This window comes from Sporosarcina sp. ACRSL, assembly GCF_022346605.1.
GTDB lineage: Bacteria > Bacillota > Bacilli > Bacillales_A > Planococcaceae > Sporosarcina.
In genome coordinates, this window is record NZ_JAKRNT010000017.1 from 26,684 (window position 1) to 45,771 (window position 19,088).

Genomic DNA, 19,088 nt, shown 5'->3' on the forward strand with positions numbered 1-19,088 from the left:
GGGAGGAGGTAAATAATAATGAAAAATCATGTGATTGGCGTATACGAAACCGAACGACAAGCGGCTGAAGTTGTTGAAGAGTTGAAAGGGAAAGGCTACACAACTGAGGAAATTTCAGTGATTGCTAAAAATACAAAAGAACCATCTGAAATCATACAGGAAGTCAAACCCTCCACGAAGGATGGAGCGATTGCTGGAGCTGCAACTGGAGGAGCCATTGGGCTAGCGGGAGTAATGGCAGGGTTGTCCACTCTATTGATTCCCGGAGTTGGAGCTGTGTTGGCGGCGGGGCCTATTCTTACTACGATAGGAGGGGCAGTTGTCGGAGCCAGCTCTGGTGCTGGCGGTTTAAAGCCTGCCCTAATGGAAATTGGAGTCCCAGAAGATGAAGCAGAACGCTATTCTACTGACGTTGAGGACGGTAATATTTTGGTGTTCCTTCATCCGAATGAGTGAGACCTATAAAGAAATGTACATGAAGAACGGAGCTGCTTAGGCGGCTCTTTTTAATTGTTAACTAATGGGCAGCTTAGTTTAAATAGGAGTATATAATTCTCTATTCGCAAAATCATAGTATTCTTGATGTAAAGGGGGAATATACATGACACAGTACGAAAACGAAGAAAGGCTAACAGGAGGAAATGTCTCGAACGTCTATCGTTTAGCAGATACTGTTCGACGAGAATTAAAACCTGATAACCATAAAACTCATAAATTACTGCAACATTTGGATAGAAAAGGTTTTGATTATGCACCGAAGTTTATAGGCATTGATGAAAAAAATAGAGAGGTCTTATCATTTATTGAAGGAGAAGCTGGTACTTATCCTTTGAAAAAATATATGTGGTCAAATGAAGTGTTACAAGAAATAGCGAAAATGCTCCGTCTCTACCATGACGCTGTAAGTGATTTTCCGTTATTACATGAGTGGGAACCGATGGAACATACTCCAAATAATATTGAGGTTGTCTGTCACAATGACTTTGCTATCTATAACATTATTTTTGATCAAGAAAAGCCAGTAGGTATCATTGATTTTGACGTTGTTGCTCCAGGCCCAAGACTTTGGGACATCGCGTATACTCTTTACACATGCGTTCCATTAAGTAGACATTATCATACCGAAAAAGGCGAAACAGTTTATTATAATCCAACAAAAGATGCTGAACGAATAAAACAGAGAGTTGAATTGTTCTTTGAATCCTACGGTATGGAGGGAATGAAAGAAGGATCTGTCGAGATGGTACTGTTGCGATTAGAAGGATTATGCAAATACATGAAAAGAAAAGCTGATGAAGGTGATAAGGTTTTTCTGAAGATGATCGATGAAGGACACTATGAACATTACCAAAACGATATTAGGTTCATTCGTGAACATGGGGAAGAGTGGATGTAAGATTCTTCTTTCCATTGACTCTAACGTAACGTAATACTTTATGGTGGATAGGAAGGTAAAAGAAGCAACAGAATGGGAGGTGGCTGCAATGAAAATAATTATCGAGGATACAATTGATCAATATGAAAAATTGTTTTCAATGGAAGAAGATAAAGAAAATTATTATCGGTACTCAATGATGAAGCCCTTTGAAAAGATGTGGAATATGATTAATGTTCCATTAAAGGCTAAGCAACCTAATGGGTATGATGTAATAATGGCTACAAATATGCTTGGTTACCTTAATGTATTCGATACTCAAACTGGAAGACAAGCTTTGGAGAATTTAAAGGAAATACAGGCTCTTCAAAAAGCAAATAGCACGTTGAATGATTGTCTTGATTTTGTTGAGAAAAATAATTTAACTATTAATGCGAATGAATTGAGATTTGGTATGTTTATCGCTGATCCGAAGAAGCTCGAATTACAAAAAGGTTATTGCGGTTTTGGGGGAATTCCGGGATTTATTCAAGTATCTATTTACCCAAACTCCTTTAATATTCCGAGGCTTCCTGCTGTAATTGCACATGAGTTCCATCATAATATCCGTTTTTCTTATTTTGATTGGGATCATGGAAACGTAACTGTTGGTGATTATTTAATTATAGAGGGTTTAGCGGAATCATTTGCAAAAGAACTTTATGGAGAAGATCTGTTAGGACCATGGGTTACTACTTTTGATAAAGAGGACATAGAATATTCAAAGGAAGTTATAAAGGAAGCTTTGGATATTAAAGGATTTGCTGAGGTCAGTAGTTATATGTTTGGCGATACCATTGCAAAGGAACAAGGCTATCAACCTGTTGGTTTATCACCATTTGCAGGTTATGCAGTAGGCTACCAAGCAGTACAATCTTTCATGGAAATCAATAATGTGGGGATAGAAGAAGCTACCTTACTAGGTACAGATGAAATACTAAGCAATTGTGGACTATTTTCTAAATAACTTTTTCTCATCGAGCTGCTTAGACGGCTCTTTTTTGTTCGACGAAAGGGCTTGAATTGCCAATCTTATCGCGCAAACATAAAGTGTATTTGTTCTTATTAAACTAACACAGCAGGTAAGTTCAATAAGGCAAACAAAAAACCGCTCAATCATCCAATGAATGAGCGGTAATAAAGATTATCTTTTTACAGCATGGACAAAATTGATTGTCTCAAAAGCAGAGAAATAATCTGTTCGCCCCTTAAAGAAACGCCCCTGAATTGCATCAGGTGCCAAATGTTCATAAATAAGTAACCCTGCTTCTTCTAACATGGTTTGTATTTCATGATTTGTAAAGCTAGATTTCATCGGTTCCCCACCTGCTGCGGCCATTTTAACCATATTTTCGACTCTGTTAGATATACCCTTTGCTTTAAAAAGTGTTTCATCTGCATAGTCAAAAACTATAGAACTTCCTGGTGGGAGGTTGGCAAATAAATGTTTGACCAGGTTTGAATTTTCCTCTTTTGTTAAATAATACGAGACACCTAAAAGACTAAAGAAAGCTTTTTTGTTCTTATCAAATCCATTTTCCATTAGGTTTTGATAGGAGAACTTCTTTGTGAAATCCATAGGGACAAAGTAAAGATTATCCGGTTTTTTCAAGCCGGCATAAGATATTTTTTTGATTTTGACTTCCTGTGAAGAGGGATGGTCAACTTCAAATACTTCAACTCGATTCTCTAATTCCGGGTAGCGAAAGCAAAAAGTATCGAAACCGGCTCCGAGAATCACGTATTGTTCCAATCCTAAATTCACTTCATTGAGCAAAACTTTTTCACAAAAGGCTGCACGTGCAAGCGGTGTTGGAGAAAGTTGAACTTGTGTAATCCATCTTAAAATTTCTTCCGGTTGGTCTTTAAACCTTTCAGCAATACCTTTGTTGAAGAATTGAATTCCATTAATCATATTCTCGCTAATCATTGAAAACTCTTTTTCCGTAAGAAGATCTTTAGCAATATAGTCATTAAAGATTATTGGTTGGTCATGTTGACTGTGATAAGCACGAGAAAAAGCTGAAACTAAGGCAGTTATGCTCGCTTCATTTTGCTTCACATTGATAACCTCCAAACAAAAATAGGATTCCCCTGGCCAGGGAAATCCTATATTACACTATATTTTGATTATTGTAAATAATAGCATAAATAAATTTTTTTGTCAAATATTATAGCTTAAAAGTTATGTTCTCTGTAATTCAACTGGTCCGTTAGTTGAAGAAGCCAATCGGAAATTAATTTAAAATGAAAAAGCCAAACATCACACGTGAAGAAGGATAATTCTTGTCAGTATGGAATATACATATCATGGAATGAGGAGGACGATAATATCGCTTTGTCAATGGATCAGCATATGACAAGCAGTCATTCACGATAGTTAAAGTATAGGGACTTCAAACTGTAGCCCCTCCATACTAACCTGAACTAAAAAAGGAGGAGATTTTATTTGTTTTTATCCGCTTTCCCAAGTCTTTATACGTCAGACATTAACAGCTCTTTGACCTTCTATCGGGATCTTCTTGAATTTGAAGAGACCTTTCGCTTTCCAGATACAGGAGAGCCCGAACATGTTGAACTTCGCCTCGGAAATTCTCTGATCGCCTTGACAACCTATGCAGCAGCGAAGGAAGGAAGCGTGTCTGCGCCTACCACAGGTCACCCTTTTGAATTAACTATTTGGGCTGAGGATGCGGAGCATGCCATTAACCGACTGCGTGAGGCCGAAGTGCCAGTACTCATCGAGCCGAAAGTCCATAATGCCGGAATTCGCCGTTCGTATGTGTCTGATCCTGATGGTAATTGGGTTGCTATCGTTTCCCGTAAATGAAGAGTTGGTTAGAATCCCAATATTTCTTCATCCAAAAGAGCGAGGCGGATGCCGCGCTAGATGTATGTATATTCACTTGAAGATCGGAGCTGCTTAGGCGGCTCTTTTTTCTTGTTCAACAAAAGGGATTAGTGAAGAAGGAGTCTGATCGATGCTATGGAAATTAACCGAAACGATAAATCGGACTACAGACGTAGTTTTAAATCAAACTCTGGAACCTCTACTAAAAAACACTTCTCGTATATCATCAAAACTAAGATGACCAAAAGGAGTGGAATACTTTGGAAACCCGTTTAATAACGAGTCTGGTACCACGGACATCCCCAAGGCCAGGTGTTTTTGTGATCGCGATCCTAATGGCTCTGTGGTGCATAGCGTTTGCGGTAGTCAATATCGTCTTCGAGGTCACAGACTATTTCTCCAAGGGGCCACTTGCCGAGTATGCGGCCGGCATCACGGTGATGAACTGGCTTGTCGTTGGCTTTAAGGCATTAGGCGCGGCAGTGGCATTGCTGTCGGTTGCAAACCTCCCGAAATTTCACCTCCCGTCTCTCATGACCGTGTTGTTGTGGGGAGCTTTCGCCACGCTCGGATTATATGCTCTGGGCAGCGTGACGCAGGCGCTAGGAATGATCTCCGGGTTTGCAGGCACTCCCGACCAAATTACACTGAAAGGCATCGGCTACGTATTGATGTTCGTGTTGGCTGCAGTTGGCTATGGCTTTCTAGCCGTCTCTTACTCGCGGCGTCATGGCACACGAAGAGGCTATGCCTTCCTCGGCGTGGTGGGAGCTCCCGTGGTGCTTGGTTTGATCCTAATAGCGGTCCCGATGCTACTGTGGAATCTCGGAATCATGCCTGCATACTGATGTCACTTTCGCTAATAGGAAAAGCTGGAGAATAAGTTGTCACGATTGCTCGCTTAAATTTTAATTTTAAATGATCTTGGGGTGAAAGGAATTGAAGATGAATCAAATGAAATGGGCTGGTTATGCTGCGTGTATCTGGTCGCTCTTGTATATTCCAATTCACATTTATTGGGCATTTGGAGGAATGGCATTGATGCCTGGGGTATTGCAAGATGAGGCGATGTGGGAAGCAGTGAACTGGGGAGCCTCTGTAATGTTGTTAGTAGCTGCATTACTTGCGCTTTCACTGGTTCATCCTTGGGGGAAAAGTATCCCACGAGGGTTATTGCTTGTGATGGGCTGGACTGCTTGTATAGTTCCGTTCCTGCATGCTGTATATGGCTATGTTACAAAGGGGCTTTTATTGGCTGGCATTATCCGTTCAGAGTTCTTTGATTTCTCTGTATGGGCAACTGTAAACTTTGAAAAATGGATCCTAACTGACCTGTTACTTTTCGAACCTTGGTTTTTAATTGCAGGTATCTTATTTGGATTGGCTAGTTTGCACTATCAGCGTGAAACAAGGGGACAACATAATATGTAAACAATAAATAATGTAACTGAGGATGCGGAGCTGCTTAGACAGCTCTTTTCTTGTGAACATATTTTATGTAGCGTCATATTGTTGAACAATCCCTAGATTTCTATGTTAAAGTTTAGGAGAGAAGGGGGCGTTTACGATGTCTAAAAAAATATACATCATCCACGAAAATGATGAGTGGACCTCTCATTTAACAAAACGATTGGATGAATTACACCTGCCGTATGAGGCATGGCATCTTGATAAAGGGATTGTTGATTTAACTTCGGCACCACCTGAAGGGGTATTTTATAATCGGATGAGCGCGTCCTCTCATACGAGAGATCACCGCTTTGCGCCGGAGTTGACGGGTGGAGTTCTGGATTGGCTTGAGTTCCATAATCGAACTGTTTTTAATGGAAGTAATGCATTGCGCCTTGAGCTTAGTAAAATTAAACAATATACAGCGCTTGAAGCGAATGGAATCCGGACCCCGAAAACAATAGGTGCAGTGGGACGCGAGCAAATAATAGAAGCTGCTGAAAAGCTAGGAACAGCCCCATTTATTACAAAGCATAATCGGGCGGGTAAAGGACTCGGCGTCCAATTGTTCCAAACTGTAGAAGCGTTAAATTCATACGTCTTTAGTTCTGCATTTGAAGAGCCTGTAGATGGAATCACGCTGATCCAGGAGTATATCCAATCACCCGATTCCTCTATTACAAGAGCTGAGTTTGTGGGTGGCAAATATGTCTATTCGGTAAGGGTCGATACGTCAGAAGGATTTGAGCTATGCCCAGCGGATGCGTGCCAAGTTGACGACCTATTTTGTCCGGTAGGAGAAGAAGAAGCAAGACCTAAATTTGAAATTATAGAAGATGTCGATCGTAATCTAATCGAAAGCTTTGAAGCTTTTCTGAAGGCAGTGAAAATTGACGTTGCCGGCATTGAATTTATAAAAAATGCCGCGGGAGAGATTTTTACGTATGACGTCAACACAAACACAAACTACAATGCAGACGCAGAAGCAAAAGCAGAAAAATACGGAATGCTTGAGCTTGCAAAGTTTCTTGGAGACGCGTTGGAGAGTATATAAGGTAAAAGATGAACCGAAATTTCCTATCATACTAATGAAGGGATTTCGGTTTTTCTTGTTGAACTAAAGCGTAGGTTAGTTTAAGTAAAAAGGGGAATTGCAATGACTATGTCAGCGATAAAAAAAACATCTGTCTCATTGTTTTTAGGGATTTTTTATCTTTTTGTTACCCTGTTAGTAATACAAATAATATCTGAATTCTCCAGTGTAAGATTGTATTTACTTTCCGACAACGGTCTTAGTATTTTTGACGGATTTGGTATCGCAGTAGGCTCATTTCTATTAGCCTGTATTTTGGAAAGAAAATTAACCAAGCCACTTAAGTATGGCTTATACTCAATAATCATTTTAATCGGGGGCTTTTTGATTCTCTTAATTACTGCTCTTATTGCAATGTCTGGTTTTGGTTGGTTTACGGGATGGTTCCAATGACGAACACAAATATGAGGGACAAATACAAGTCTCAATAAGGTATTTTCACTAACGAGGCAGGTTAATGAAACAAGCATTAATTAAATAGAGGTGTAGAGGGGATAGGTGAGATGCAAAATACATTGTTGGGTGGAATTGGTCTACAAGTATTATTCTTTATCTTATTCTTCGGAGCTATTTTGCCAAAAATGAACAATATATTTGGTGCGATTGTTTGTTTTATCATAAGTTTATTAAGTTTATTCATTGGTATTAAATCGTTAAAACAACAATTCAAACCTGTTTTATCAATGATTGTTATAGCTATCGCGATTCTTATTTTGGCATTTACACTTTTTGCTTATTTCTCAACAGAAGGTGGACTCCCGCCTTTGATTCTGCAATAAACGGGTTGTTCATTAAAGAAGTAAGACAGAAAGTAATTCAAAGCCAACCAGATAAAATTTTGGTTGGCTTTAGTGCATTGATAGAACTTATGTTGGTTGTCTTACGTACACAGTAATAAAGAAGGACATCCCTTGCCAGTATAGAATTCTACATATAATAGACGAAGGAAGGTCGTGAATGAATTGTATGAGAGCAACGTAAAAAAAGCCGTGGACAATAATATTGCCTGGTGTCAATTGGTCAGTGCAGCACATGGTAAGGAGTCATTCACGACAGATAAAGTTTGGGGACTTCGAGCGGTAGCCCCTCCATACTATCCTGAACTGATTACCTCAAGTAGGGTAACCATAGAAGAAGATATTGTAGAATTTCTGAAACTAGATCATGTTGGTAGCATTAAAGATAGCTATGCCACCCTCCATTTGGAGCCTTTTGGATTTCAAATGTTGTTTGAAGCGGAATGGATTTATTCTCCCTCAGTAAGTGAAAAAGAGACCGGACCATATGAGTGGAAACTCGTTCGGACAAAAGAGGAATTTGAACGATGGACGAAAGAGACTGGATTGGAAAACTCAATACCAACCAGCCTTCTGGGGGGACCGGAAATGAGGATGTACTTTCTAAACTGTCCAAATGGATGTGCAGGTTTTATTGCGAATAAAGCGGCGGATGTCGTCGGAATATCCAATGTCTTTTCAAGGGGGATGGATGAAATCAACCTATGGCGTACCATTCCTCATGTCGTATCCAAAGAATATCCCGGAGTCCACATGGTCGGGTATGAACATGGAGACTTGCTTTCGGCTGCTCGTTCTTCTGGGTGGACATCAATGGGTGCTCTTCGGGTGTGGATTAAATCCCGATAAGGCTCCCTGCCTTGGAATAGAAATATAGAAGGTATGGAGGATGACATATGATGAATGAAATCCACTTTACGACAGAGCACCCAGACGATTTCAATGAATTGGTAAGAATCTATGAAGAACTTGGATGGAACTCACTACAGTTGACGGTCACTGATCTTGAGAAAATGTGCAAGCAAAGTTGGTATGCGGTGTATGCTTATGAAGACTATAGATTAGTCGGGATGGGCCGCGTGATTTCTGATGGAGTCATTACCGCAATCATTTGTGGTTTATGCGTTTTGCCAAACTACCAGTCGAGGGGAATTGGTAAAGAACTCATGAAATGTATCATCAATCATTGCGAGGAACATCAAGTCATTCCACAATTAATGTGTGTAGAAGACTTGGAAAGGTATTATGAGGAACTCGGTTTCAAAAGATTTTCCATCGGAATGACTAAACAGCGAGGATAAACTAAAGAAGGTGTTTTTAGGGAAATGGCGAAGTGCCATAAGATGTTCTATGGGCGGGAGAATGAAAAAACGAAAAATGGGGGATTGAATGAAAAGATTTTCATTTTATTTCGTTTCTACAGTAGTTATTGGCTATATTTTGTATCTAGCGGTGGGTTATCAAGAACGATTAAGACTAGAAGCGGCAGAGACTTTTAATTATCTGGCTTTTATAACACCTTTAACTGTATTTCCGATTTGTTTTGGATTGTTGCTGCGAACGCCCAAATTGGTTTTAGAAATGAAAGAAAAAAAGCAATGGTCGTTTGATTGGATTAAGTTTGTTGCAATTGGAATCCCGTCTCTCTATATAACAATGTTACCAATGCTACAAGCTCTTTTCGGGGTGAAACTGTTATTCGGAAGAGTTCTACTGCTTGGTAATCCGATTGCATTTACAACAATAGCTAGAATTGTATTTGGTTATGTTTTATTTGATTGCTTAAAAAAGTAACCTGAAAGTTACACTTTTCTTATTGCTAACGAAGTAGAATAGTTTAACAATTATTTGGATTTTACGGTAAACTATTTATATATTGTTTTCGTAAGAAAGGGGTCCACAACTTGATTGATGTAAAGAAAATACTTTCATTTTATCGTGTTCTCGGAAAGAAAAGACCATTTATATTTGCCTGTGTGAATGTATCAGCAGTAGCAATTTTGTTTTTAGTCGGTTATAAAATTGGTTTTGAATTATATCATTTATTCAGCTAACAGGTCTTTATTTGAAGATCGTTGAGCTACTGAGACTGCACCTTTTTCTTGTTCAACTAAAGGTGCAGGTTAGGGAAAGATGAACAAGATAAGTATGGGTTTATAAGGAACGCTGTTTACATTAACGAGGAATGAGGGGGCATTGATGATGAGCTGGGGAGATAGGTTAGTCGAATCTAAAGCCTTTAGATTTTCGATAAAAGGAGTATTTTGGGGTGTTATTGCCATTGCCTTACTCACTATCTTCATGATAGGTAATTTTCTCTTCAAGATTTACGTTTTAGATTATAGGTTCGACGATGGGAAACTGCATCCGCCGATTGAAGCTACAACAATCAATGACCAATTAAAGGGGTAGTCAAATGTAATTTGAGGGGGTGATCTTAATTGTTAAGTTCAAAAAGACTTCAGTTTCGAAAAATGGTGGAAAATGATATTGAACAGTATCATTCTTGGAGAAACGATTTACATGTAATGAAAACAACAAGTCCATCATTAGACTTATATTCTCTGGAGGAAACAAGGAGTTTTGTAGAAAATATTATACTCAAATCAACATCTTCCAAGAGCTATATCATTGAGGAGAGGGAAGGAAACACTGCAATTGGCGTTACTTCATTAATCAATATCGATACGAAAAATAGAAATGCTGAATGTATTATCGATATCGGCGAGAAGGATTATTGGGGTAAAGGGTATGGAACAGAAGCTCTAGACATGTTGCTTGAGTATGCCTTTTTGGAATTAAATCTGCATCGTGTTTCACTTAGGGTCTTCTCTTTTAACGAAAGAGCTATACATATTTATCAAAAACTTGGATTTGTAAAAGAAGGAGTCATGCGCGAGAGTTTATATAGAAATGGCGAATGGCATGACATCATCATCATGGGAATTCTAAAAAGGGAGTATTTGAGCAAGCGGTAAAAAGTCGCGATGTGACTGAAATAAAAAAAGATGCCTATGACCAAACAGAGGAAGTGGATTTGGTCATAGGCATCTTTATCTTGCTTGTTGCAACCGAAGCACATCGGCTTTTGTCTCTAACAACTCATTCGAAAGAATGGTTACTTTGGCATCGACTTTTCGTATTTTTTCACTGAGGTTTTCTTCAACCGAATCAATTCGTTCCATTAATTCTTTGTGGCTTGAATCTTTCAGTTCGCTAGTATTAGATTCGACGTTTAAACGTAATTCTTTCATCTCGTTTGTATTGGATTCGATAGCCAATCGTAACTCTTTCAGTTCATTCTGGTTCTCTTTGACAAGCGACGATAATTGCTCAAGTGCCTGTAAAATAACATCGTAATTAATGTCCCTGCTCATTTGATTCACCTCTTACATTAACAATATTGTACTCTTATTATATCCTGTTTCGACAATGGTTTAATTCGAATGTAAATTATTGGAGATGAATTGTTTGGGTGCCTGTGCAGCACACAATTCAGACTATACACTACAATTGTATGAAATATTTCTAGAAGCCCACCGTATCGATGTTTGGTTGGCTTCTTTTTGTATTTATATAAGTTTTATTGAATTGTCATAAATGTGTGGTGCACAGGCACCGATAACTTCTTTAATTACTCAACTCAATATATATTTATTGTAAGTCGATAAATAATATGCTACATTCGATATGAATATAAATTTGTGAGGTGCTTTTTATGAAAAGAGGGTCAACGCTCTTCTTGAAGATGGCGGTTATTTTGATGGGGCTTCCCGTTCTTGCGTTGTGCATATTTGGGTTGTATTGGTTAGTGAGAAACCCGGTAAATCCAGATTATGCTCATATCCTATATCCCATTGTGATTGGGATGTTTTTAGCCGCCATACCGTTTTTCGTAGCATTGTACCAGTCTTTTAGGTTGCTTAGCTTAATAGATAAAAACGATTCATTCTCTAATTTGTCTGTTCAGGCACTTAAGAAGATCAAATTCTGTGCCATGACAATTAGCGGTTTGTATGTGCTCATTTTGCCATTTGTCTATATCGTTGCAGAGCTAGACGATGCCCCGGGTCTAATTATTATTGGAATGGTTCCTGTCTTTACATCGCTCGTCATAGCGGTATTCGCTGCTGTGCTGCAAAGGCTTTTACAAGAAGCGATCGAGATAAAATCGGAAAACGACTTAGTGGTCTGAGGTGATAAAATGGCAATTATAATTAATATTGACGTGATGCTGGCGAAAAGGAAGATGAGCGTAACGGAGCTTTCGGAGAAGGTTGGAATTACGATGGCCAATCTTTCGATATTGAAAAATGGAAAGGCAAAGGCAATTCGGCTGACAACGTTGGATGCGATCTGCAAGGCGTTGGAATGCCAACCCGGAGATATTTTAGAGTATCGAAATGAAGAGGACTCTCAAGGATGAACAGCACTAGATCCCGCGGGATCTTCCCAACTAGTTCAATGAATCAAATATCTACACAAAGCAAATCCATGAGGGCACTAATTCAACTTGTTCGGTTCGGTTGGGAGCAGGCGTTGTCATGTTTGTTTCCCGTCGTCATTTTTGCCTCTCTGGCAATAACAAAATTCGTGCCTCTTCCTTTCCTAGCGAGGTATGATTGGCTGTTCATTATCTGCCTGTTGATGCAATGGTGGATGGTGCACTCGGGGCTTGAAACGCGGGATGAACTGAAGGTAATCACAGTATTTCATCTCATTGGGCTTGCGCTTGAAATTTTCAAAGTGCATATGGGTTCTTGGGCGTATCCGGAGGAAGGGGTTTTCAAAGTTTTTGGAGTGCCTTTATTTAGCGGATTCATGTACGCTAGTGTTGCAAGTTACCTTTGTCAGGCGTGGAGGAGGTTGAATGTTGGCCTCGTACAGTGGCCGCCTTTTTGGGCAGTCGTTCCTCTAGGAGCTGCCATCTATTTGAATTTCTTCACCCACCATTATTGGATCGACGTACGGTGGTGGTTAGCGATACTTGTTGTCATCGTCTTTTGGCGCTCATGGGTCACGTATTCGGTGAATGAAACCCGTTACCGCATGCCACTCGTATTTTCATTTGTACTTATCGGGTTTTTCATATGGATTGCGGAAAACATTGCAACGTTCTTCGACGCATGGCAATATCCAAACCAAAAAGCTGCATGGAGTCTCGTTCATTTTGGAAAGATAAGTTCCTGGCTTTTATTAGTCATCGTCAGCTTCCTTATCGTCGCGACGTTAAAGCAAGTGAAAAAGTACAATCCACATTGAATTGTATAAATGAAGAAGCCAACCAAATCGATGGTTGGCTTCTATGTGTTTGATTAAGCGCGCGTATACTTTCGAATGGCAGGTAAAATCTCAGATCCGATGATCTCAATATTTTTCGCTAGTTTATCGAAAGGCATGCCGCCGAAATCCATTTGGGCGATGTACCGTTGGTGGCCGAATAGTTCGTGTTGGTACAGGATTTTTTCGATGATTTCCTGCGGGCTGCCTACGTTGATAACACTTTGTGGATCTGCGGCATGTGCAAAGGCTTCTTTCGGAAACCCACGTCCGTTCGTCAGTTTCATTCCTTCATTAATGTACGGATATATCTCGTTAATTGCTTCTTGCGTCGTTTTCGCTGCATAGAAGAATCCAGTAGTTCCGACAGGTAAAGTTGCTGGGTCAAATCCGTTGTTTGTGGCATGCTCTCGATATATATCAATCGATCGTTTGAAAATATCTGCAGGACCACCGAGTGTCGCGAGCATCATTGGAACGCCGGCGTGACCAGCTTTCATCGCGCTACCAGGACTTCCGCCAACCGCACGCCAAATAGGAAGCGACCCGTTTTTCGGCCGCGGCAATACGGTAGCATCCCGTAAAGGTGCACGGAATTGTCCATTCCAATTCACCACTTCTTCTCGATTAATCCGTAGCAATAAATCAAATTTCTCTTCGAACAATTCCTCGTAATAACGGACATCATACCCTAATAATTCAAAAAGCCCGATACGGGAGGCCCGCCCAGCAACGATTTCCGCACGTCCATCTGAGAGCAAGTCAATCGTCGCAAAGTCCTCGTATACGCGAACCGGATCAGATGTACTGATGATTGTCGATGAGCTTCCAAGTTTAATCCTCTCGGTCGCTTGCGCAATGGCAGCCAACACGACGGTATGTGCTTGCGTCGTAAAGTATTCCTGATGGCTTTCCCCGACACTGAAAAAGTCCATGCCAGCTTGCTCAGCGATTTTTGCTAGCTCAATAATTTCCCGAAGTCGTTGTTGGGAAGAAATCCGCTCCCCCGTGTGAGGATCTGGGATATGGTCACCTAATGTATAAAGTCCGAACTCAAGCCCTTGACTAGGATCAATTCGATATTCTTTCATAACAGTTCACCCTATCTATGGATAAATGATTGTATATACTAGTGTAAGTATAGTTCATAAATGACGGGTGTTCATTGAATATGCCAAAGGTTGGAGATAGTGGACGAGTTATCAGGCAGTACGGATGCACCATCAGGCGTTTCGGAATAAAGGAATGCAGAATATAAAATGGCATCCTCCCGTCGAGGGGGACGCCATTAATTTAATCAGCAGGCCTCGGACCAGCTGCCTTTCCAGTATTTTCGACAGTCATGATTGGGCGCACGGTGATATCTCCGTTAACAAGAATTTGACAAGATAAACGCAAACAATCATCCGATAATAAATGCTCGTCAATTCCTTTATTCTCAAAAGCCGTCTTCTCTTTTTGGGTAACCTCCAAATAATTTCCATCCATCACCTCTACTCTGCAAGTCGTGCATCTCGCATTTCCTCCACATTGATGCAAAATATTTACACCGCTATCTTCGAGTGCCAATACTAGTTTTTTCCCCATTTCCACTTCAAATGTCTCTCCGCCAACTACAGTTACGTAAGGCATATTCCATCACCTCATTACATGATTGTTTTAGTATTCTCGTATTCCGTATGTTTAAGTCATGAAGCCCTCCCAATTAAAGAATAAACCAAAACACTCCCGAATATCTTCATCTAGAAAGGAGTGTTTACGATGGTCGTGAAATACAAAAACAACTGGATCCCGGAAAAATCAGTCGAAGAGATGTCACAGACCGAATATGACGTACTCATTGTAGGATCTGGCCCTGGCGGGGGAGCGACGCTGCAAAGGCTTTGCGAACTTTGGAAATACCAAGGTGCTAAAAAGATTGGGATGCTGGAAAAAGGAGATAAGCTTTTTCATTCGCACTCATTAAATATTCCTACCCAAAATGTAAATACGGCGCGCGACGAACTGCTTCCAGACAATTCGACTCCCTTAGGTAAACGCCTACCTCAATTTTCCGGGGCTACAATGGTTTATGCACTTGGGGGAAGGTCCTTGTTCTGGAATGCTGCTACGCCGAGACCCATTCAATCGGAACTCGAAAATTGGCCGATCCATCCAATGGAATTGAGTGTGTATTATGGGATGGCGGAAAAGTTGATGAATGTCACTAGAGAATATGCCAAAGGTTCGGATATGCAAAAGACGATGTTGAACAGACTCCATGCAGGAGGTGTGGTGGAAGCGGATGATATGCCGCTTGCATTTGACATGACACCTTCACGGCGAGGGGAAGTCCATTCGAATCCTTGGTTCAGTTCAATCAATGCCCTCGCATCCGCTCGGTTTGACAGGCCTTTTGATCTCGCAGTCAATGCGTATGTCTCCAGGGTTTTGATAGAGGGTGGTAGAGTTTCAGGCGTCGAGGTTTTTACTGCAGATAAACGGGCTCACAGAATTCGGGCAAAAAACGTGGTCATCTCTGCGAGTACGTTAGAAACTCCACGTATTTTGCTGAACTCGGGAATACAGGGACCAGCGATTGGTCGTTATTTAACAGGTCATGTTTCGATAATTGCAGTTGGAACAGTTAGCCGAAGTCAGTTCGCGGAAAACTTGGGGAATCTAGCTGTCTTGAAATTTGAGACAGAGGAATCTCCTTACCAAATTCAAATTCTTGGGCCGGATCAATATTTCTCGTACCAGCAATTTGAGGACCGGGAACTGACGGATCAGCTCATGGTTGTGTATGCTTCCTTCGGCAGGGTTGAGCCCCGTGCGGAGAATCGGGTATATATCGAACCATCTGCAAAAGATGAATTCGGTGTACCTTTACAACAAGTCCATTATTCGTTGAGCAATAAAGACCGAGAAACAGCTCAGAAAGTTGAGCAAGGCATTAGGAAATCCGCTGCAGCGATGGGTGTGACGCTCGATGAATCCACATTAGTCCTTCGTCCGCCTGGTGCAGATATGCATGAATCATGCACATGCCGAATGGGGGATGACCCTGCGACATCAGCAACAAATCGTCACGGTCAAATACATGGCGTGCAAGGATTGTTCGTAGCGGATAATAGCGTTCTTCCGACTCTAACCGCAGCTGGGCCTGTTCTTTCCAACGTTGCACTAGCCATTCGATTGGCAGATCATATTGCCACGCAGTCAAGATGAATGTTCATTGTCACAACCTAACTTCGGTGCCTGTGCAACAAACTATTCAGTTAATACACTACAATTGCATGGAATAAATGGAATGGCCAACCGTATCAACATTCGGTTGGCTTCTTTGTGTATTTATATGAGTTTTATTGAATTGTCATAAATGTGTGTTGCACAGGCACCTTTGATTTCTGGTGAGATAAATAGTTGTCTTTCGTTTATAATAAGGCAAAACATGAGCTTTTTAACAAAAAAGCGTAAGCATAAGGAGGTGCAGGCAAGTATGGAGCTGAAAGGAATTTTTATAGGTTTGCTTGTAGCTATGCTTGCTGCATGCAGTGCATATACAGGAGCTGATGATAGTCCAGCGGTGCAAGTAGAAGAAAAGGAGGAAACTAATTTGGAACAGCAGTTAATTTCTGCAGCTGCAGAAGGGGACACAGAAACGATTTTAGCATTACTAGAAGATGGAGCAGAGATCGATGCGATAGATAGTGAGGGAAATACAGCAGTTATGGCTGCAACACAAAATAACCAGAATGAAACGGTTAAGTTACTTATCGAACAAGGGGCGGACATAAATATCCGGAATAACAATCTGGATAATGTACTTTTATATGCTGGGGCAGAAGGATTGCTGGAAATTGTGAAACTTGCTGTTGAAGCTGGAGCGGATACAACAGTAACAAATCGTTTTGGTGGAACAGCTCTTATTCCTGCCGCGGATCGAGGACATGTGGACATTGTGGAAGAGTTATTAACTACTTCTGACACGGACGTGAATCACCTAAATAATTTACATTGGACTGCACTATTGGAAGCGGTCATTTTAGGAGATGGCGGCGAAAATTATCAAAAAATCGTACAACTATTAGTAGATCATGGTGCCGATGTCAAGATCAGTGATAGAGATGGGGTTACCCCTTTGGAACATGCTGAAAGGCGTGGGTTTACAGAAATTGAACGTATTTTGAAAGAAGCGGGTGCTTAATTGTCTTAGTAAGGCTAAAGGGCATCCTCACACAGTGATGCCCTTTTTGACGTCTGTGAAATTGGAACCGAATCTACCAAATAACAAAGGACATTATTGCATTCTGTCGAATATGTCATTATGGTCAACAGCAGAAACTAGAATACATGAATGGAGGAAATAGAATGAGTATGAATATAGAAGATACGCGTCGGTTGGCAATAAGAATACCGGAGCTGCGAAAAAAGGAATTGACGTCAAAACTGACATACGCGGAACAGCAGGAGCTGGATAAGAAGCTTGCAATGAATGCGGAAAACTATCCGAATCAAACGGAGCAGCAATACGCTGAAAACGTCAGATTGACGGCGATCAAAAATATGACAATCAAAGACGTCACGCGGAAAGCATCGTTCTTTCAAAAGCTGATGAAGCAGGAAAACAGTAAGGAATACAGGATCCACATCCTAGACGAGGAAGAGGACATCGCATACTACAACTTCCATTTCACATTCGGCCTTGAAATCCGGCAACTGATGGAAGACGTAGGACTTGGGCTCGATTGGCCGAAAATGTTGCCTGTCGATGACGCTATGAACTATACGGACCCGCTTGAAGAGGATGATAAGGAATGGTTCGAATCTTTCCCTGACCCTGCTTGGTGCTTATCCAAACTGGAAGAGGCCCAAGATCTTGAAGAAAAAGCCGCTGCGCATGGCGACGAGATGGTACAAGCAATCCAGTGGCTGAAGCATCATTGGGGAGAAGGATTTCAAATTTATGCGGACATTGACCCCATGGACGATGATGAGTATTAATGAAGAGGTAAAGGCAGGCGTTTTCGATTCAACAGTTACATTTATTGCAAAAGGTCATCGATACGATCGAAGACCGTATAAAGGAAGAAATCAAACCTGAGAATTTGGCGAAAATGACCGGGTACTCTCCTTTCCATTTTTATCGGATCTTTCATCAACATATCGGCTATACCGTTATGGATTATGTCGTGAAAAGGAAACTGCAACACGCGTTATTCGAGCTGGTGAATGGCAAAAAAGTAATTGATATCGCACTTGACTACGGATTTGAAACCCATTCCGGCTTTACGAAAGCGTTTAAACGAGTGTTCGGAAGTCCACCGAGCTTATATCGGCTGCATTGTCCGACGTCATTACCGCCAAAGTTGGATTTACTGAACTTGCATGAAAAAGAAGTTGGCGGTATCGTCATGCAACCAAAAATTGTTCGGAAAGAAGGCTTTACGATTGCCGGAAAAACCTATGAAAGCAAGGTAGACAACGTATTTTACACAAGGGATGCACCAGCTTTCTGGGATCAGCGTATTGCACCGGAAGAGGCAATCGAAACGATGTTGTATGCCCAACTATCCCCGAAAAAACACGGAGAATATTGCGTCAATCTGAATGATCGAGAAATGAATGATACGTTCACATATTTATTTGCAGTCGATTGTGATCATGAAAATGCCCAACTCCCAGAAGGGCTGACGAAGCTGCATATGAAACCGGCAACGTATGCGGTATTCAAAACTCCGCCAGTCGATGTGGAGCAGTTTGTTACCGCGATTAAAGGAACGTGGAAATTCATAGTAGAGGATTGGCTGCCTCAATCCTCCTACGAAGTCGATGAGCAAGGGTATGATTTCGAGTATTACGATGAACTTTGCCATCACTGGCTGTACGAGAAAATCACGATGGAAATTTACGTGCCGATCAAAGAGAAGGTTGGAAATAGATCATAGGCCAAACAACAATAGAGGCGGCAACTAAAAAACGCTCATAATGAGCGTTTCAGACTGTAGACAAACACCAGGAATTTTTGGTGTTTGCCTACAGTCTTTTTTCTTTTAAAATAGAAGTAACACTAGAAAAGTTGATTTCCGCTGCGGTCGGACGCTTTCCGCGGGCACGGCTTCAGCCGCTTCCCTCGCTGCGCTCAGTCCAGGGTCTTCAGCTCGTGCTGTTCCCGCAGGAGTCGCCGACCTCCGCTTCAATCAACGGTGTCTCTTTTAAAAT

At 41.1% G+C, this 19,088-nt stretch carries 27 protein-coding genes; 22 read left to right on the forward strand and 5 right to left on the reverse strand.

Going from position 1 to position 19,088, the window contains the following annotated elements:
• Positions 1-18: 18 nt before the first annotated feature.
• The 3 genes from MHZ92_RS19545 to MHZ92_RS19555 all read left to right on the forward strand — a co-directional run bounded on the left by MHZ92_RS19545 (position 19) and on the right by MHZ92_RS19555 (position 2,381).
• Positions 19-456, forward strand: coding sequence for a general stress protein (locus MHZ92_RS19545; protein ID WP_239433393.1), 438 nt, complete (start codon positions 19-21; stop codon positions 454-456).
• Between the two features lie 145 nt (positions 457-601).
• Entirely contained in the window at positions 602-1,396 is a 795-nt protein-coding gene (locus MHZ92_RS19550) for a phosphotransferase (RefSeq protein ID WP_239433394.1), read from the forward strand.
• Positions 1,397-1,484: 88 nt separating this feature from the next.
• Positions 1,485-2,381, forward strand: a complete 897-nt coding sequence (locus MHZ92_RS19555; protein ID WP_239433395.1) for a DUF2268 domain-containing protein — start codon at positions 1,485-1,487, stop codon at positions 2,379-2,381.
• Positions 2,382-2,558: 177 nt separating this feature from the next.
• Here the strand turns inward: MHZ92_RS19555 and MHZ92_RS19560 are convergent, their stop codons facing one another.
• On the reverse strand, positions 2,559-3,476 hold the full coding sequence (locus MHZ92_RS19560; protein ID WP_239433396.1) for a class I SAM-dependent methyltransferase: 918 nt from the start codon (positions 3,474-3,476) through the stop codon (positions 2,559-2,561).
• Between the two features lie 387 nt (positions 3,477-3,863).
• Between MHZ92_RS19560 and MHZ92_RS19565 the strand changes: the two genes are divergently transcribed.
• The 12 genes from MHZ92_RS19565 to MHZ92_RS19620 all read left to right on the forward strand — a co-directional run bounded on the left by MHZ92_RS19565 (position 3,864) and on the right by MHZ92_RS19620 (position 10,582).
• Positions 3,864-4,244, forward strand: a complete 381-nt coding sequence (locus MHZ92_RS19565; RefSeq protein ID WP_255723664.1) for a VOC family protein — start codon at positions 3,864-3,866, stop codon at positions 4,242-4,244.
• Between the two features lie 341 nt (positions 4,245-4,585).
• Positions 4,586-5,113 (forward strand): hypothetical protein, encoded by a 528-nt coding sequence (locus MHZ92_RS19570; RefSeq protein WP_239433398.1) that lies wholly within the window; start codon positions 4,586-4,588, stop codon positions 5,111-5,113.
• Positions 5,114-5,210: 97 nt separating this feature from the next.
• Positions 5,211-5,696: a DUF3995 domain-containing protein gene (locus MHZ92_RS19575; protein WP_239433435.1), complete on the forward strand. Its 486-nt coding sequence runs from the start codon at positions 5,211-5,213 to the stop codon at positions 5,694-5,696.
• Between the two features lie 136 nt (positions 5,697-5,832).
• Positions 5,833-6,768 (forward strand): ATP-grasp domain-containing protein, encoded by a 936-nt coding sequence (locus MHZ92_RS19580; protein ID WP_239433399.1) that lies wholly within the window; start codon positions 5,833-5,835, stop codon positions 6,766-6,768.
• Positions 6,769-6,870: 102 nt separating this feature from the next.
• A complete protein-coding gene (locus tag MHZ92_RS19585) occupies positions 6,871-7,200 on the forward strand; it encodes a hypothetical protein (RefSeq protein ID WP_239433400.1) in 330 nt (109 codons plus the stop codon).
• A 110-nt stretch (positions 7,201-7,310) separates the two neighbouring features.
• Complete coding sequence (locus tag MHZ92_RS19590) at positions 7,311-7,586, forward strand: hypothetical protein (protein ID WP_239433401.1); 276 nt, start codon at positions 7,311-7,313, stop codon at positions 7,584-7,586.
• A gap of 174 nt (positions 7,587-7,760) precedes the next feature.
• On the forward strand, positions 7,761-8,453 hold the full coding sequence (locus tag MHZ92_RS19595) for a hypothetical protein (protein ID WP_239433402.1): 693 nt from the start codon (positions 7,761-7,763) through the stop codon (positions 8,451-8,453).
• 47 nt (positions 8,454-8,500) lie between these two features.
• The gene (locus MHZ92_RS19600) at positions 8,501-8,905 is read left to right on the forward strand and encodes a GNAT family N-acetyltransferase (protein WP_239433403.1); all 405 of its coding nucleotides are present in this window, start codon (positions 8,501-8,503) and stop codon (positions 8,903-8,905) included.
• Between the two features lie 88 nt (positions 8,906-8,993).
• Positions 8,994-9,398: a hypothetical protein gene (locus tag MHZ92_RS19605; protein ID WP_239433404.1), complete on the forward strand. Its 405-nt coding sequence runs from the start codon at positions 8,994-8,996 to the stop codon at positions 9,396-9,398.
• 110 nt (positions 9,399-9,508) lie between these two features.
• Positions 9,509-9,658, forward strand: coding sequence for a hypothetical protein (locus tag MHZ92_RS19610; RefSeq protein ID WP_239433405.1), 150 nt, complete (start codon positions 9,509-9,511; stop codon positions 9,656-9,658).
• Positions 9,659-9,806: 148 nt separating this feature from the next.
• A complete protein-coding gene (locus MHZ92_RS19615; protein ID WP_239433406.1) occupies positions 9,807-10,016 on the forward strand; it encodes a hypothetical protein in 210 nt (69 codons plus the stop codon).
• Positions 10,017-10,045: 29 nt separating this feature from the next.
• Positions 10,046-10,582, forward strand: a complete 537-nt coding sequence (locus MHZ92_RS19620; protein ID WP_239433407.1) for a GNAT family N-acetyltransferase — start codon at positions 10,046-10,048, stop codon at positions 10,580-10,582.
• Between the two features lie 75 nt (positions 10,583-10,657).
• Here MHZ92_RS19620 and MHZ92_RS19625 read toward each other — a convergent pair whose 3' ends face one another.
• Positions 10,658-10,981 carry a hypothetical protein gene (locus tag MHZ92_RS19625; RefSeq protein WP_239433408.1) on the reverse strand — a complete coding sequence of 108 codons (324 nt, stop codon included), beginning with the start codon at positions 10,979-10,981 and terminating at the stop codon, positions 10,658-10,660.
• A gap of 341 nt (positions 10,982-11,322) precedes the next feature.
• Between MHZ92_RS19625 and MHZ92_RS19630 the strand changes: the two genes are divergently transcribed.
• From MHZ92_RS19630 to MHZ92_RS19640, 3 genes are all read left to right on the forward strand, one after another.
• Positions 11,323-11,799, forward strand: a complete 477-nt coding sequence (locus MHZ92_RS19630; RefSeq protein WP_239433409.1) for a DUF2975 domain-containing protein — start codon at positions 11,323-11,325, stop codon at positions 11,797-11,799.
• 9 nt (positions 11,800-11,808) lie between these two features.
• A complete protein-coding gene (locus MHZ92_RS19635) occupies positions 11,809-12,030 on the forward strand; it encodes a helix-turn-helix domain-containing protein (protein ID WP_239433410.1) in 222 nt (73 codons plus the stop codon).
• Positions 12,031-12,098: 68 nt separating this feature from the next.
• Entirely contained in the window at positions 12,099-12,866 is a 768-nt protein-coding gene (locus MHZ92_RS19640) for a DUF817 domain-containing protein (protein WP_239433411.1), read from the forward strand.
• A gap of 53 nt (positions 12,867-12,919) precedes the next feature.
• Here MHZ92_RS19640 and MHZ92_RS19645 read toward each other — a convergent pair whose 3' ends face one another.
• Both MHZ92_RS19645 and MHZ92_RS19650 read right to left on the reverse strand, forming a co-directional pair.
• Entirely contained in the window at positions 12,920-13,975 is a 1,056-nt protein-coding gene (locus MHZ92_RS19645) for an LLM class flavin-dependent oxidoreductase (RefSeq protein WP_239433412.1), read from the reverse strand.
• Between the two features lie 202 nt (positions 13,976-14,177).
• Positions 14,178-14,516, reverse strand: coding sequence for a 2Fe-2S iron-sulfur cluster-binding protein (locus MHZ92_RS19650; protein WP_239433413.1), 339 nt, complete (start codon positions 14,514-14,516; stop codon positions 14,178-14,180).
• A 129-nt stretch (positions 14,517-14,645) separates the two neighbouring features.
• On the opposite strand from MHZ92_RS19650, the gene MHZ92_RS19655 reads away from it, so the two are divergent.
• From MHZ92_RS19655 to MHZ92_RS19670, 4 genes are all read left to right on the forward strand, one after another.
• Entirely contained in the window at positions 14,646-16,094 is a 1,449-nt protein-coding gene (locus MHZ92_RS19655) for a GMC oxidoreductase (RefSeq protein ID WP_239433414.1), read from the forward strand.
• Between the two features lie 388 nt (positions 16,095-16,482).
• Positions 16,483-17,073 (forward strand): ankyrin repeat domain-containing protein, encoded by a 591-nt coding sequence (locus MHZ92_RS19660; RefSeq protein ID WP_239433436.1) that lies wholly within the window; start codon positions 16,483-16,485, stop codon positions 17,071-17,073.
• A gap of 164 nt (positions 17,074-17,237) precedes the next feature.
• Positions 17,238-17,870 carry a hypothetical protein gene (locus MHZ92_RS19665; protein ID WP_239433415.1) on the forward strand — a complete coding sequence of 211 codons (633 nt, stop codon included), beginning with the start codon at positions 17,238-17,240 and terminating at the stop codon, positions 17,868-17,870.
• Between the two features lie 44 nt (positions 17,871-17,914).
• Complete coding sequence (locus MHZ92_RS19670) at positions 17,915-18,814, forward strand: AraC family transcriptional regulator (RefSeq protein ID WP_239433416.1); 900 nt, start codon at positions 17,915-17,917, stop codon at positions 18,812-18,814.
• Between the two features lie 105 nt (positions 18,815-18,919).
• On the opposite strand, the gene MHZ92_RS19675 is transcribed toward MHZ92_RS19670, so the two are convergent.
• Entirely contained in the window at positions 18,920-19,066 is a 147-nt protein-coding gene (locus tag MHZ92_RS19675) for a hypothetical protein (protein WP_239433417.1), read from the reverse strand.
• Between the last annotated feature and the right edge of the window lie 22 nt (positions 19,067-19,088).

Excerpts from the sequence above, each read along its gene's own strand:
- MHZ92_RS19650 (WP_239433413.1), bottom strand. The coding sequence starts at position 14,516 with ATGCCTTACGTAACTGTAGTTGGCGGAGAGACATTTGAAGTGGAAATG.
- MHZ92_RS19655 (WP_239433414.1), top strand. The coding sequence starts at position 14,646 with ATGGTCGTGAAATACAAAAACAACTGGATCCCGGAAAAATCAGTCGAA.
- MHZ92_RS19630 (WP_239433409.1), top strand. The coding sequence starts at position 11,323 with ATGAAAAGAGGGTCAACGCTCTTCTTGAAGATGGCGGTTATTTTGATG.
- MHZ92_RS19580 (WP_239433399.1), top strand. The coding sequence starts at position 5,833 with ATGTCTAAAAAAATATACATCATCCACGAAAATGATGAGTGGACCTCT.
- MHZ92_RS19615 (WP_239433406.1), top strand. The coding sequence starts at position 9,807 with ATGAGCTGGGGAGATAGGTTAGTCGAATCTAAAGCCTTTAGATTTTCG.
- MHZ92_RS19635 (WP_239433410.1), top strand. The coding sequence starts at position 11,809 with ATGGCAATTATAATTAATATTGACGTGATGCTGGCGAAAAGGAAGATG.
- MHZ92_RS19550 (WP_239433394.1), top strand. The coding sequence starts at position 602 with ATGACACAGTACGAAAACGAAGAAAGGCTAACAGGAGGAAATGTCTCG.
- MHZ92_RS19625 (WP_239433408.1), bottom strand. The coding sequence starts at position 10,981 with ATGAGCAGGGACATTAATTACGATGTTATTTTACAGGCACTTGAGCAA.
- MHZ92_RS19590 (WP_239433401.1), top strand. The coding sequence starts at position 7,311 with ATGCAAAATACATTGTTGGGTGGAATTGGTCTACAAGTATTATTCTTT.
- MHZ92_RS19555 (WP_239433395.1), top strand. The coding sequence starts at position 1,485 with ATGAAAATAATTATCGAGGATACAATTGATCAATATGAAAAATTGTTT.
- MHZ92_RS19665 (WP_239433415.1), top strand. The coding sequence starts at position 17,238 with ATGAGTATGAATATAGAAGATACGCGTCGGTTGGCAATAAGAATACCG.
- MHZ92_RS19575 (WP_239433435.1), top strand. The coding sequence starts at position 5,211 with ATGAATCAAATGAAATGGGCTGGTTATGCTGCGTGTATCTGGTCGCTC.
- MHZ92_RS19600 (WP_239433403.1), top strand. The coding sequence starts at position 8,501 with ATGATGAATGAAATCCACTTTACGACAGAGCACCCAGACGATTTCAAT.
- MHZ92_RS19605 (WP_239433404.1), top strand. The coding sequence starts at position 8,994 with ATGAAAAGATTTTCATTTTATTTCGTTTCTACAGTAGTTATTGGCTAT.
- MHZ92_RS19645 (WP_239433412.1), bottom strand. The coding sequence starts at position 13,975 with ATGAAAGAATATCGAATTGATCCTAGTCAAGGGCTTGAGTTCGGACTT.
- MHZ92_RS19640 (WP_239433411.1), top strand. The coding sequence starts at position 12,099 with ATGAGGGCACTAATTCAACTTGTTCGGTTCGGTTGGGAGCAGGCGTTG.
- MHZ92_RS19585 (WP_239433400.1), top strand. The coding sequence starts at position 6,871 with ATGACTATGTCAGCGATAAAAAAAACATCTGTCTCATTGTTTTTAGGG.
- MHZ92_RS19545 (WP_239433393.1), top strand. The coding sequence starts at position 19 with ATGAAAAATCATGTGATTGGCGTATACGAAACCGAACGACAAGCGGCT.